Annotated in this window: 11 protein-coding genes and 1 pseudogene; 2 read left to right on the forward strand and 10 right to left on the reverse strand. The window is 34.3% G+C overall.

The window, feature by feature from the left end; genetic code table 11:
• Nucleotides 1-105, reverse strand: a pseudogene (locus tag ACKI3D_RS04645) (diphthine synthase); the annotation flags it as partial.
• A gap of 35 nt (nt 106-140) precedes the next feature.
• Between ACKI3D_RS04645 and ACKI3D_RS04650 the strand changes: the two are divergent.
• Nucleotides 141-1,145 carry a class I SAM-dependent methyltransferase gene (locus ACKI3D_RS04650; protein ID WP_407392579.1) on the forward strand — a complete coding sequence of 335 codons (1,005 nt, stop codon included), beginning with the start codon at nt 141-143 and terminating at the stop codon, nt 1,143-1,145.
• Nucleotides 1,146-1,302: 157 nt separating this feature from the next.
• Nucleotides 1,303-4,455 carry an Ig-like domain repeat protein gene (locus tag ACKI3D_RS04655; protein WP_407392580.1) on the forward strand — a complete coding sequence of 1,051 codons (3,153 nt, stop codon included), beginning with the start codon at nt 1,303-1,305 and terminating at the stop codon, nt 4,453-4,455.
• Between the two features lie 83 nt (nt 4,456-4,538).
• Here ACKI3D_RS04655 and ACKI3D_RS04660 read toward each other — a convergent pair whose 3' ends face one another.
• The 9 genes from ACKI3D_RS04660 to ACKI3D_RS04700 form a co-directional block, all read right to left on the reverse strand.
• Nucleotides 4,539-6,911 (reverse strand): RyR domain-containing protein, encoded by a 2,373-nt coding sequence (locus tag ACKI3D_RS04660; protein ID WP_407392581.1) that lies wholly within the window; start codon nt 6,909-6,911, stop codon nt 4,539-4,541.
• 168 nt (nt 6,912-7,079) lie between these two features.
• Entirely contained in the window at nt 7,080-8,009 is a 930-nt protein-coding gene (mtnA, locus tag ACKI3D_RS04665) for an S-methyl-5-thioribose-1-phosphate isomerase (RefSeq protein ID WP_407392582.1), read from the reverse strand.
• Nucleotides 8,010-8,256: 247 nt separating this feature from the next.
• Nucleotides 8,257-9,177: a manganese-dependent inorganic pyrophosphatase gene (locus ACKI3D_RS04670; protein ID WP_407392583.1), complete on the reverse strand. Its 921-nt coding sequence runs from the start codon at nt 9,175-9,177 to the stop codon at nt 8,257-8,259.
• Nucleotides 9,178-9,286: 109 nt separating this feature from the next.
• Nucleotides 9,287-10,153 (reverse strand): radical SAM protein, encoded by an 867-nt coding sequence (locus ACKI3D_RS04675; RefSeq protein ID WP_407392584.1) that lies wholly within the window; start codon nt 10,151-10,153, stop codon nt 9,287-9,289.
• Nucleotides 10,154-10,221: 68 nt separating this feature from the next.
• Nucleotides 10,222-10,782, reverse strand: coding sequence for a methanogenesis marker 17 protein (locus tag ACKI3D_RS04680; RefSeq protein WP_407392585.1), 561 nt, complete (start codon nt 10,780-10,782; stop codon nt 10,222-10,224).
• 20 nt (nt 10,783-10,802) lie between these two features.
• Nucleotides 10,803-12,044: a methanogenesis marker 15 protein gene (locus ACKI3D_RS04685; protein ID WP_407392586.1), complete on the reverse strand. Its 1,242-nt coding sequence runs from the start codon at nt 12,042-12,044 to the stop codon at nt 10,803-10,805.
• Nucleotide 12,045: 1 nt separating this feature from the next.
• Nucleotides 12,046-12,492 (reverse strand): methanogenesis marker 5 protein, encoded by a 447-nt coding sequence (locus ACKI3D_RS04690; RefSeq protein ID WP_407392587.1) that lies wholly within the window; start codon nt 12,490-12,492, stop codon nt 12,046-12,048.
• An 8-nt stretch (nt 12,493-12,500) separates the two neighbouring features.
• Nucleotides 12,501-12,971, reverse strand: a complete 471-nt coding sequence (locus tag ACKI3D_RS04695) for a methanogenesis marker 6 protein (RefSeq protein ID WP_407392588.1) — start codon at nt 12,969-12,971, stop codon at nt 12,501-12,503.
• Nucleotides 12,943-14,490: a methanogenesis marker 3 protein gene (locus ACKI3D_RS04700; RefSeq protein ID WP_407392589.1), complete on the reverse strand. Its 1,548-nt coding sequence runs from the start codon at nt 14,488-14,490 to the stop codon at nt 12,943-12,945. The genes ACKI3D_RS04695 and ACKI3D_RS04700 overlap by 29 nt, the downstream gene beginning before the upstream one ends.
• Nucleotides 14,491-14,531 lie beyond the last annotated feature (41 nt).

The following is a 14,531-nucleotide window of genomic DNA, read 5'->3' on the forward strand; positions in this document are numbered from 1 at the left end:
AGTGAAAAATTCAGCATAAACCTTATCCACTTTTTTTAATGCTTCCACACCTTTTAAGGATATGTCCTTTTCATCAAATAATCCTAAACCAACTAAATAAAACATAGATATTATATAATAATTTAATCATAATAAACTTTATGAAATGTGTAAAAGTTCCATTAAGACAATTAAATGACACCCGCATAAAATTAATGGAAGAAGGCTTAATGAATATGGAATACCGTATAAAAGCAGAGGATGAATTCGGTTATATTCCTGTTAATGATAATGTTGAAGGCTATGAGATAGTCTGCATGCATTTAGAGCCAATGAAAAAAGTTCCACATAGCTTCTCTGAATTGCTTGAAGATGAATTGACTGCTGAAGAAATCGAGAATTTGCGCACATCATTTGACACAATAGGAGATATCGTGATTCTAGAAATTCCAGATGATTTAGTCGATAAAAAACAGATAATTGGAGATGCCGCACTTAAATTTACTAAAAGAAAAGCAATCTACATGAAAAAAAGTGCAATAAAAGGAACAATACGCATTCGTGATTTGGAATTCTTAGCTGGAGAGGATGACTCAGTTACAATCCACAAAGAACATGGTGCAAGATTGAAATTAGATGTTCGTGAGGTTTACTTTTCTCCAAGACTTGCAACAGAGAGAAAACGAGTAATGGAAAGTGTCAGTGATGGTGAAAAGATCCTGGATATGTTCTGCGGAATCGGACCGTTTCCAATTCTGATAGCACGAAGTAAAAATGTGGATATCACTGCCGTTGACATTAATGAGGCGGCTATTAAGTATCTGAATGAAAATATTAAGTTAAATAAATTAAAGGGCAATATTACAACTTACTGCGGGGATGTGAGGGAAGTTAGCGAATCATTTAACTTCAAGTTCGATAGAATAATCATGAATCTTCCAGGTCTTGCTTATACTTTCCTAGATGTTGCCGTTAATTTGATTGAAGATAATGGAATAATTAATTACTATGAGTTTTCTGATTCATATGAACAGGGCATAAAACGTTTAGAAAGCGCCTGCAAACAAGTTGGAAAACAAGTTGAAATAACCAATTGCCGCAAAGTCAAATCCACTTCCCCTGGAGAATGGCATGTAGCTATTGATGGGAAAGTCAGCAAATTATAATAATCATCACCAATATCCATCAAAAACTTAAATTATAAATACTTTTTAATTACAAATATGGATTTATATTGATATTATTAATTATAATTTGAGTTGTTGAAATATGAGGCATAAAAAGACACTATTAATAACATTATGTTTATTATTAGTTTTTACAATGGGAATTGCTTGTGCATCGGACAATATCACGTCAGATGATTTAGCAATTAATGATGAATCGCCTATAGAAATCAATGATGGTGATGAATCATCAATATCTATAAGTGATGATGAAGTAATTAGTGCACCTGAAGGTTCATTCAGTGACATTCAAACAATGATTGATTATGCTGATGATGGAGATACTATCGTGCTTTCAGGGACTTATTTGGGAAGCGGAACACAAATTAGTATAACCAAACCTGTAAATATTGATGGAAATAATTCTATATTGGATGCAAAAAACTTATCAAGAATTTTTTATATATCTGCAGACAATGTAACTTTGAAAAATATTATTTTTACCAATGGAAAAGCTCCTTCTTCTGGTTCAGGTGGAGCTGTTCAATGGAGAGCTGATGACGGAACTATAGAGAACTGCCAGTTTAATAACAATAATGCAAATGATGGTGGAGCTCTTTATTATAAAGGCTCAAATGGAGTCATTAAAGATTCTTCCTTTGAGAATAACTCTGCTTTCTATAACGGTGCTGTTTATATGAACAGTTTAAATGGTAAAATCCTTAATTGTAATTTTACCAATAACTACGCATCCAACAGTTCAGGAGCACTGGGTTGGGTTAAAAAAAGCAATGGACTTATCTATAACTCTAGATTTACAGACAACACTGCATTATTTGGTGGAGCCATTTATATAAACAATGCAACCAATTTACGCATTGAAAAATCTGTATTTGAAAACAACTTTGCATTCAGAAATGGTGGAGCAATCTACTGGGATAGCGGAAATGAATGTGTATTGGCTGATTCAACCTTTAAAAATAATGGTGCTCATGACTTTGGTGGAGCAATCTACTATGATGAAGACAATAACATTGACGTGTCTAATTGTGATTTCATAGATTGTTATGCGGAATATGGTGGCGGTGGTGCCATCTATTGTTATAATGTGGAATGTTCAAATGTTATGGTGACCGGTTGTAGTTTTGTGAACTGTCGAGCCGCAACCAGTGCTGGAGCTATTCGTTTATACAGTAATAACGGCAATATAACTAGCTGTGATTTTGTAAACTGTTCCAGCAAAGAGTTTGGCGGAGCAATCTATTTATCTGGAAATGATACCTCCGTATCCAGTTCCAACTTTATTAACTGTTCCTCTAATGATGGAGGTGCAATATATTGGGAAGGCAATAATGGTTATGTCTTTGGCTGCAGTTTTGTGAACTGTTCCTGTGAAAACGACGGCGGAGCCATTAACTGGTATTGGGAATCTAAAAATGGTCGCATATTCGGTTCCAGTTTTGTGAACTGTACTTCCGTTAATAGCGGTGGTGCTGTCTACTGGGGAGATAGTGGAGGCAAAATAGAAAATTCCAGTTTCATCAACAATGATGCTGATTTCGGTTGGGCGATATATTCAGATGACGGATTTAAAATCGTCAATTGTAAATTCATAGGCAAAGACATTTCTTCCATAGATGATGCAGTTTCTGGAGGAACCATACAAAATTGCGATATAAATGTAAAACTGGACACCAGAACAACAGTGACAACTGATACTGATGCCGTACACCTTGGAGAAAAAATTACAATCATAGCTGATGTACTTGATCCGTACAGTCGTGTCAGTGGCGTTGCAAAGATATTTATTGATGACAATCCTATTGGAACAGCTGACATCGGCAAAGAATTTTATTACACTCCAACAGATTCAGGCACTCATAATGTTGTTGCAAAATTCGAAGGCAGCGAAGATTACACAGCATCCCAATCAGAAAGTCTTGAATTCACAGTGGCAGTTGCAAAAACAACACCTACAATGACAATTTCTCCTGAAGACATTGTATACGGTCAAAAAGAAACTGTAACCGTAACTCTTCCAAGTGATGCAACAAATACCGTAACATTCGCATTATTTAAAGGAGATGAATCAATACTTAATTTAACATCTTCTGTAACTGATGGTTCTGCATCATGTGAATTCGCCGACCTAGTTGCCGGACAATATAATGTCAAAATAGAATACAGCGGAGATGATAATTATAATGGCGCTTCAAACAATACTGTATTTGTTGTAAGGCCTATTGTTGAAATTGCCCAGAATGTTACTGTCGGTGACGATGTAAGAGTATTTATGGACTTCGGTTATAACGTAACTGGTAGCATTATAGTCAGAGTTAATAATAAGGGAGTTGGTTTTTTAGATATTGAAGAAGGAGTATTAAATGATACTTTCCCAACTGCTAAGCTAACCGCTGGCAATCATACTGTTACTTTCCAAGATGAAGGAGACCTTTTTGACATCAACATTTTAAATTATTGGGATGTGAAATCAAATAAGTATCTTCCAGTCAAATACGAAATGCAACTAAAACCGATTGATGTATCAATTCCTGAGGTTGTTGAATCAAATGATGACGGTATTATTGTTTTAGTTTTCCCTGAAAATGCAACTGGTACTATTGAAGTCTATGTTGATGGCGTTAAAGCATTTGTAGTTCAAATTATTAATGATATGGCTAGAATTGACTTATCCAAATATAAGAATGGAAACCACAAAATCACTTTCGTATATTCCGGGGATGACGTTTATGCCGCTTTTAATAAGACCGTTCAGGTAAAAGTCATTAAGATTGTCGCTAATGATTTGAAAGTTGTTTACACTGAAAACGCTAAATATTCAGTTACAGTTTATGCTGATGACAAACCTGAAAGTGGTGTTGAAGTAACATTTTTACTCAACGATAAAGCATATAAAACCGCTACAACCAATTCCAATGGTGTTGCAAGTATCGATTTAAGCCAAACTCCAGGAACCTACAAAATCACAACCGTGGTTTCAAACATTAGTGTGACTAAAACATTGACCGTAACTCATTTATTGAGCTTAAAAACAGTTAAAGTGAAAAAATCTGCTAAAAAGCTTGTTTTGACTGCAACACTTAAAAAGGTTAACGGTAAATACCTTAAAAAGAAAACAGTTACATTTAAATTCAATGGTAAAAAATACAAAGCTAAAACCAATAAAAAAGGTGTGGCTAAAGTTACCATTAAATCAAAAGTGCTTAAAAAGCTTAAAGTTGGCAAAAAAGTCAAATACCAAGCAAAATACAAAGAAACTGTTACAAAAAAAGTTAAAGTGAAAAAATAAGGATTTGAATTTTCCTTATTTTTTATATTTTTTTAATTTATTGTGCAAGAATTCTTCGGCTTCTTTAAGCCGGAGTGGTTCAATTATTCACTTCTTACAATTTTTAATCCCACGTACTTATCAGCGCACATATCTGGAAGATGTCTGATTGTTTCTCTATTTTTGTGCTTGACTTTCCTATCAAGGTCATCCCATTCAACAAAATTCCTGCTTGAGACTTTATTCAGGTTTAGTTTAAGTTTATACCAGCTTTCATGCTCCCTTTTAGCGAAGTGTTCAATTTCATCATAATCGAATGTTTCAACAATCTCCCTTGGGTCATCAAGAGATACGAACTCATAACCTTTGTCTTTTAATATGTGAACTAAATGATTGGCTTGTTTCAGATTACAGAATTGAATATGATTATCCAAACCTTTAAATTCCTTTTCACCACTGGAATTACTGTCAAGCTTGCCATATTCATAGAATTGATTCATCTTATATGTAAGAGCCCTCATTCTGCTCCTAATGATTTTTAAACCTATATTGTCTAAAAGTCTAGGGATGTTTTTAATGGTATCAATATCATATTGCCTGGATTGATCATCAAGTTTGCCCCATTCCACCAAACATGGAGTAGTCTTATTTTCTATCGATTTTATGCCAGGTTTCCAACCTTTACCTATTCTTTCATCACACCATTCGTCATGCTCATAAATGGCCAAATCATTAATGTCCTTATTGGAAAATTTAAGAATCCTGACGATTTTGGAATTTTCCTCTATTATCTCATCACTGATATCATCAATGTTTGTTCCTTTTCCGTAATTCTCCTCAACAATCTGTTGAAGTTTTGTGTCGAAATCTCTTGTATCGGCCAGTTCCTCTTCAGTCTTATGGGCAATCTCACAACCAATCAATGCTAATTTTTTTGGAATTGACTTTGCTTGACGAATATTGGACATTTTCAAATCTGAATTCAATTCATTGAATGAAGGTTTATCCTCACCTGCAGTTCTTCGGTATTGTTCATTGATTTCATGAGCTAATTTTTCAATATTTCTCATTAATACATCAGGAGCCTTAATGTCCGCCAATAAACTATCCCTTTGGACATCATCCAAATCGACCTTAGGCAAAATGGATAATTTAGCAGGGAATATTTTTCTAACGTCCAACACTTCATTGATGAATTCATCCTTCATCTCTTCAAAGCCGAGACCCATGGAACCATTTTTCAAGATATACCTTACAATAATCTTATCTCCATCAATTTCAACATCAAAGTCGTTTACATGGTTTTTCTGCTTGTCCAAAACACCATACGGGCGTCTGTTCCATTCTTGAAGTTCATCACAAAAGATTAACAGATATGAAATTGGGGAACAGGCAGGATCCAATTTCCCAAGACCAAACAGCTTGCTTTGTAAAGTCTTGTTGTAATAGTTATGTAATAAAATGGCTGTTGCACTATCAACGATTGGATAGAAGAAGAAATCCTTATCCTTTTCAATATACTGTTGGATTAATTTACCATAAGAGTTTAAAACCAATATTGCTGAGAAGTATCCGTGATCTACAAATCCATTTTCGTTCATATACCTGACAAAGCTATTCAAATGTTTGACTAATTTTTTTAATTGGAACTTGTCGAAATCAAAATCCATAGCTATTTTATGAGCCATTATATCCGTTGGCTTGAATAAGTCCAATACTTTAGTTTCCTTATATCTGTCCCTAAACTTATCTGCATAGTCATAAGGTGGAATCTTTACAATTGAATTGAACTCGTTGAAATCCCTGAAATCAACATGGGCAGTCACATCATAATTAACCGAAATGGACATGACTCCATCTTCAATTACCTTATCAATTTGTTTTCCAATTATTTCAAAAGGATATCCGATATCGTGGAAAAGAGCTGCTATACCCCAGCGGTAGAGGAATTCCTCATGTGAAAATTCATCATCAGGAGTCCTATAATATTTTTTGTAATATTCATTGTCTACAATATATTCCCTAAAGATTTCACGATAATTTTCATTTTTGGCATAAATGGCCAAACCTAATACAAATACGTTTACTGAATGAATGAAATGATCTCTTTGCCTGTTTATTAAATCTCCAGTATTTTCCTCATATTTTTTCATCAAATCCACTAAATCAAGAAGGGTGTTCGGTTCGCTTATAATGCTGTTTGGACTGTCCTCATCAATTTCACTTTTATCTTCAGGAGTGATTTGATAAATCATTAAAAAATTCTCATAGACCTCATAAGCTGTGTATTGTGATTCAAATTCTAAAAAAACATCAATAGTAGCTTTTAATAACCCTTTATAATCATGTTTAAATTTACTATTTGAATTTTGAGATTTGATATCGTCATACAGAACTAGCATGTCAAAAAATTTATCTATGTATTGATGCAGATTTGATTTTTCAGGACGTAGATTCTCATTGATAGCTTCACTCATTTTTTCCACCTTAAAGGTAAATATATTTATAATATTAAATAAGTTTAACAATGAATGTAAAAAATAGACTACATAAAAAAAGAATATGAATTGTAATTAATTTTTGAATCCCAATTTGTTTAATGGACAATAGTTTCTAACAAAAAAATAAAATTTTAGAATTATTGCCTAAATCGGATCAATAATTCCCTTTTCTGTAATAATGCCTGTGATTAACTCTTTAGGAGTTATATCAAAAGCAGGATTAATGACTTCAGTTCCTTCAGGACAAATTCTAGCCCCACCATAATACCTTACTTCATCACCATCACGTTCTTCAATGACAGTATCATAAATATTGATTTCATTGTCAAAGGTAGAGTAAGGGGCAGCTACATAAAATGGAATGTCATGGTGTTTTGCGGCAAGAGCAACCATAAATGAACCTACCTTATTTACAACACCCCCTTTTGCAATCCTATCGGCACCGATAACAACTTTATCAATAATTCCCTGTGACATTAAAAATCCTGATGCCACATCCGGAATAAGTTTAACTGGAATGTTTTCCTGTTGCATTTCCCAAACGCTCAAACTTGCACCCTGTCCTCGCGGACGGGTTTCATCACAGATTACATTAATGTTTTTTCCGGCATCACGGGCTGCCCTGAATACACCCAATGCAGTCCCATAATCGACACATGCAAGAGCGCCGGCATTGCAGTGAGTCAAAACAGTGTCTCCATCATCTATTATTTCAGCACCATACTTTCCAATAGCCCTGTTTGTTGCCATGTCCTCTTCATACATTTTAAGCGCTTCAGATAGTGTATCATCACTATTCAATACCCTATCAACTGCCCAAAACAAATTTACCGCAGTTGGTCTTGCAGCCTTAATCTCTTCAGCAGCTTTATCTAAATCTACACCTTCAATGTCTGCCAATACCATTCCAAAAGCGGCTGATACTCCAATAGCTGGAGCTCCACGGACAGTCATGTTTTTAATAGCAACAATAACATCCCGATAATTATCACAATAAACATAAGTTAATTCATCAGGAAGTTTTCTTTGATCAATAAGCTTTAATTTATTATCTTCCCATTCAAGTGTTTTCATGTTAACACCCAGTTAAAAAAAGTTTAAAAGGTTGAAAGCATAATTAACGTTAGTTTCTAATTTTTTTAATGTATAAAAATACAATTAAAGGTTTTGTAATTATGCTTCCCGTCTAATTTTATATCCAAAATTGGATTGATTAGAGATGTATTAAAAATACATCTAATATATATTTATAAAACAATCCTTTATAAACCTTACCTAAAAATAGTAAGAAAATCCAATTATTTAGTAATACCCAAAATAATTATGCATATTTAGTCATTATAGGAACCACTTGTTTTTTACGTGAGACAACACCCACAAGTAAAACAGTGTTATCATCTAATTCGACATCATAGGCCTTTTCAACAAGACTTGATTCTTTTCCAAGTACAATTACTTGAGAATTACTGTTAACAATATCAGTAATCAAGAGCATGAATAAATCCAAATCTTCATCATCAATAATTTTATTCATTCCCTCTTCAAGTTCTTCTTTCATCTCCATAACTTCATCAATATCAGCGGTATTGACTTGGTTTACAATTGATTTCACATCTTTAAAGTCAATTTGTTTTGCATCAAGGGATAAAATTTCATCGACTGAAAAATCACTTAAGTCGGTTCCAGCCTTGAGCATTTGCAAACCATACTTCTCATAGTCAATTTCTGCAATTTTCGCAAGTTTTTCCACTGCAATCTTATCCTCTTCAGTAGTGGTTGGAGATTTTAGAAGCAAAGTGTCTGAAATAATTGCAGACAACATTAATGTTGCTATTTCTTTGGTAATTTCAACACCATTTTCTTCATATAATTTGCATAAGATTGTTTCAGTACAGCCCACAGGTTCAAATCTTAAGGATAATGGATAAGAAGTTTCTAAAGCAAGTTTATGGTGATCCACAACTTTTAATATTTTTGCATTTTCTAGGTTGTCTACAGATTCGGCAGGTGAGTTGTGGTCTACTAAAATAACATTAGCCCTATCTTCAACACTTTCAAGAAGTACTGGAGCTTCCATATCCAAATAACTTAAAATGAATTCAGTTTCTTTATTTAAATTTCCTAATCTGTAAGCTTTAGCATCAGTATTTCCTAATTCTCTTTCTAAGTTAGCCATTACTATACTAGAAGTAATTGAGTCACTATCTGGATTTTTATGTCCAAAAACGTAAGTTTTAACCATATTAATTCTCCTTTACAATTCGATGATAATTGATATTAATAATAAAATTATCTTTTTCATCCATATTTAATATTGCGATGAAAAAGCAAAAAAAATATAAAAAAAGTATTTAGTAATGACTTTGTGGAGTCATTCCTAAATGATGATCTTCGCTCTTCTTACCAGGTATTCCATAAGCATCCGCCCTACATTGGGTGCATGCTCTAAATACCGGAATAATCTCTTCAACTTCTTCCCTGACTTTTTCCATCATTGAACAGTCAGGTCTCTGCAGGTCTTTCATTTTACCTAATGGGATTAAAGGTAAAACATTCATCAAAGCAGCTCCACGTTTTTCAACTTCACGGGCAATGTCAACAATATGTTCATCATTTACCCCGGGAATTAAAACTGAATTAACTTTAACGACCAGACCATTAGCAGCAGCTTTTTCAACACCTTCCAATTGATTTTTGATTAAGATTTCAACAGCTTCACGGCCTTTGTAAACCTTGCCTTCATATTTGATGAATGAATAAATCTTTTCACCAATTTCAGGATCAACTGCATTAATTGTAACAGTAACAGAGTTTACTCCAAGTTCTGCAAGTTTATCTGCATATTTTGGAAGTAAAAGACCATTTGTACTCATACATTTAATTAAATCAGGTTGTTCATCCGCCAATTTTTCAAAGAATTCAAATGTTTCTTCATTAGCTAGTGAATCTCCCGGTCCTGCAACACCTACAACTGCGATTGGACCATCAGCTGTAACATCATTAATGTGAGTAATTGCATCATCAGGTTTCATTATACAACTTGTTACACCAGGCCTATTTTCCTCATCGTTAATATCCCTTGTACAGAAGTTACAAAAGATATTGCATTTTGGTGCAACTGGTACGTGCGCTCTTCCGACTTTATCATGCATTTTTTCATTAAAACATGGATGTGCTCTTGTAATGTGTGCAAATCTTGAACCTTTGTGTTCGTTCATAATACCACTACTCCCTAAAATATAACTCCTGTTATTTTGTATTGATACGAACAAATATATAAACTTTTCTACTTGCCACTGTTTAACTCATCGATAAACTCATGTGCTTTTTCAATCCAAGCATCTTTAATTAACTCATCGGTAGCTACAACAGTTACAATATCTTCAGTGGATAAATCCTTAATGTTTTTAAAACCTTCAGGCAATATCCTAAAGACTGCATCATAAACACGCCTTTGCAAATTAGTTTGAGGATTATCAACGATTATTGAACCTAATTCTGCGTAATCCCCACTAATTTCAAGCTGATATCTATTAGGTTGATAAATTTCGTCTCTTGAAAATCTCTTCCATAACTCTTTTAGGATATTTGGAAGATAATTCTCATTGTCAATGATAATTACGGTTTTGTCATTAGCTTTATCATATGTCAAATTAGCTACTTCATTAAATCTAATGGCATTAGAAGTTTTTCTCATTTTAATAGCTAAAACAAAAACAGGGTCATCTGGATTAACATAAGCTCTCAAATCATCGACGGCTGAACCTAATACCAAATCCTGAAAGATCTGTTTAATGATGATTTCATAAACTTCTGCACCTCTTTCATCATAGCATTCTACTAACATCAAATCACCCTTTAATCAAACTATTTATCATCTTGTCTGTGTCCCATTCCAGATACTAAAAGAGCGGCTCCTACAGCACCGATATGTTGTGAATATTCAGGAACAATAACTTCGATTCCACCTAAAGTTTCACTTACCGCTTCAACAAGACCAGAAATTAAACTTGTTCCTCCTACTTGGATTAAAGGTTCACGGATATCAATTTCCTGAAGTTGCTGTTCATAAACCTGTTCGGATACGGAGTGACATGCTGCAGCTGCAACATCCGCTTTAGAACCTCCTGCCGCAAGTGTAGTAACAAGATCCTGAATACCAAATACAATACAATATGAGTTTAACATTGCTTTTCTCCAGTCCCCTTGAACTGCTAAAGGACCTAGTTCTGTAATATCCACATCTAACCTACGGGAAGTCATGTCCAAGAATCTTCCGGATGCACCAGCACAGATACCTCCCATGGTGAAGTTATCAGGAATACCATTGTTAACAGTAATCACCTTGTTATCCATACCACCGATATCCAGTACTGTAGCTTCTCCTTTTTGACAATCTGCCAGATATACTGCGCCTTTTGCATTAACAGACAATTCTTCCTGAATAAGTTCTGCTTTAAATTCTTGGCCCATGGTAAATCTACCATATCCGGTAGTTCCGATACCATCTAAGTCATCCCAAGTATAATCTGTTTGGCCAAATGCCTCTGCAGCAGCTGTTTTAGCAGATTCGATAATGTCTTTAGTGGATGTCCAGCCAGTTCCGATGACTTGGTTGTTTTCCATAAGAACTGCTTTTGTTGTAGTTGAACCTGAATCCAAACCAAGAGTAAGGCCTTCTTGTTTTTCACGAGCAAGAATGCTTCTACGAGTTACAGTAGTGGCTAACGCTTCCATACGGATGAACAATTCGTCTGCTTTTGTTCTTTCTGTAAATGAGTAGGTAACTACTGGAATACGGGTATTGTTTTGTATAAACCTTCTCACTTCATTTCTAACCAATGCCGCTTCGGCACATCTAAAACAAGTTGCAATGAATACTGCATCAGGCTTGCACCTGCCTTCAACAATAGCCATGGCCCTTGCAATCATTAATTTTAAGCTTGAACTTTGAGCTGAAAATCCGAATTTTTCATAAGATTCATCTATGTAATCTAAATCGATTTCTGGAAGAATAATTTCAGCACCAAATTTGTTTGCTGCTTTTTCTATTTCCTTTTGAATTCCACTATATTCTGTTCCGCATGAAACTAAAGCAATTTTTACCATATTATTCTCCCCCCTCAAGTGAATCTACAAACTCATTGATTTTATTGACCATCACATATGTTTCATCTTGGTTAGTTGGATAATCAAGTTCTAAAATTGGAATATCCTTATTCCTAAGTAAGAAAATGGATAATTCGTTGGTTCTTGCACATCCAATACAACCGAAACCATATGGAGCGCCATCAACAACAATTGCCGCTTCCGCTTCATCTATAAGTGGACCAATAATTGCCATTCTTCCACGAACACCGGAAGGAACTTCAATTGCTGCATATTTAAGTCCTTTAATCGGATCATCTTCAGTAATATTCATTGGCGGAGAATCAATCTCCGGATCTTTAATTTTTTGTCTGATTTGTTTTTGTAAAACTAATGGAGTATGACCTTTCCTTTCAAGTAAATCTGCTAAGACTAATGAATTTGGAGGATAGATAGCTATTTTAACCATATTTTCACCTACTCTTTATTTTCTAAACATTCATTCATGATTTTTTTAAATTCGTCAATGCTAACTGGTTTTTTCTCTTCTATCTCGACTTCTTTAGGATTATCTAAAGCTTCTGCGACAAAACCAAGTATTCTATATTCCTTTTCCATTTGGTGGAAACCTTCTCTAGGACCAAACCTATGACCTCTACATCTTCTTGGGTCACCCGGAGCAAATCCTCTTTCTTTTGTGAAAATGTGGCTTGGGTCAAGTTTTCTTATCTCTTCAATAGCTTTATAGACATCTTCACTTTTTCCACTGATCATAGATCCATAACAAGTATTTTTGATTGTAAGCGGCAGGCCAAGCATATGAAATGCTGTGACAATTTCCTGTTCACTTACATGAGCGCCAGGCCCAATAAAAATCATACGTGTAATTACATCAGGATCCCAATCTTCTGTACCTAAATCAGGACTCATGGTTAGATTCGGTGACATATACTACAACTCCTTCTTTTAATTTTTCAAGACTGTCATAATCTGAGGTAATATCCCCAATAATGTTAGTTGCTTCAAAGCTTTCTGCAGTCGGTCCGAATTCGGCATTATCCTCGAATCTGATACCAATTAAACCTGCGCTTTTTGAAGCCATATTAGTTATACCTATTTGACCTCTAATAACTTTATCAACAGGGTTATTTTCAGGGATTAAACCCTTTGCTTCCTTCTTATCCCCTTCAAATATTACAATATGCATGCCCGGCACTGAAAAGTGAACTTTAATTTTACCAACAGGGTTTTCTAAAAGTCCGGACAACAATTTGAAATATCTTACAGACCTTGGTGCATTATCAACAAACTTAATTGCACATAAATCCTCTTTTTTAACAGCTTTAGTTATTACCCTACCTTCTTTTAGAATATCAATTGTATGTTTAGGTTCTTGCTCGACAATTATTGCATCATCATCAACCAATCCGTCAATCATGTGCTCAACGCCAACTTCAGATAGAATCTTTGTTGCTTCGCTTTGGGTCTTATTGAGTAGCATCAATCTTTGTTGTTCAGATTTGATAGTAATAAATTCGTTTTCTCTTGCAATATCAATAATTTCCATACCGTTTACAATTCTACCCACAGTAGTATGATTTGGAGTTAAAACTCTGTTTTCACGGTAAATATAAAGCTTACCAATTCCCACACCGGCATTTCTAACTGTAATTGTTCCTCTAGTTCTTTGTGTGGTATCTTCCTTAGGTTTTACAAGACCTGCCAAATCATAAAAGCCTAAAAATGAATCACTTTCAAATGAAACTTTAATTCTCTCATCTTTAATAAGTGAAAACATGTGTTCTACACAGACCGGAGAATCTTCATCAATTTCAAAAGAAACATAAGTGTATAATTCATTGCCTTCTTCCAAAACAGTGCTTAAATCGGATACAGAAGTACTATCGGTAGTGGTACTTCTTTCAATGATTGGCTCAATACCAGTTACCTTATCATCATCAGTTAACTGTTCCAAAGTTTTTTTACCACCAATTACACGAGCGAATATACCTTTATTGTATGGAGGTACACTATAAACATTAGTAGTGTTTTCTTTAAGCATTATTAAATGAGTAGACTCATTACTAAAACTAGATAAACTTAAAACTACATCTCCTTCATAATATTTAAATTCATCAGAAGTAGGTTCCAAATCAGTTACGATAGGCCCAATAGCTACTTCAGTTGGAGTAGACCAACGAATGTCCAAATCAACAAAATCCTCATATTGATTCTTCCAAACATCAACAAGAGGTTTTGCATCTTCAGATTCGTCTAATTGGATAATAATAGAACCTATATTAGTTTTAATTTTATATTTACTAATATTTTTTTCCAGCTCTTTTTTACCTTTTATTAAACAAACAATACTACCAGGAGTATAGGGAGCATTTGTTTCTTCAATCACGTCTTGAATTGTAGAAGCATCTGCTACATCTATTTCTTCTCCATTAATTTTAATTAACATACAATCTCCTAATAAGAATTTTTAATATTATATATTTATAA

This window comes from Methanobrevibacter sp. (genome assembly GCF_045586545.1).
Classification (GTDB): Archaea; Methanobacteriota; Methanobacteria; order Methanobacteriales; family Methanobacteriaceae; genus Methanocatella.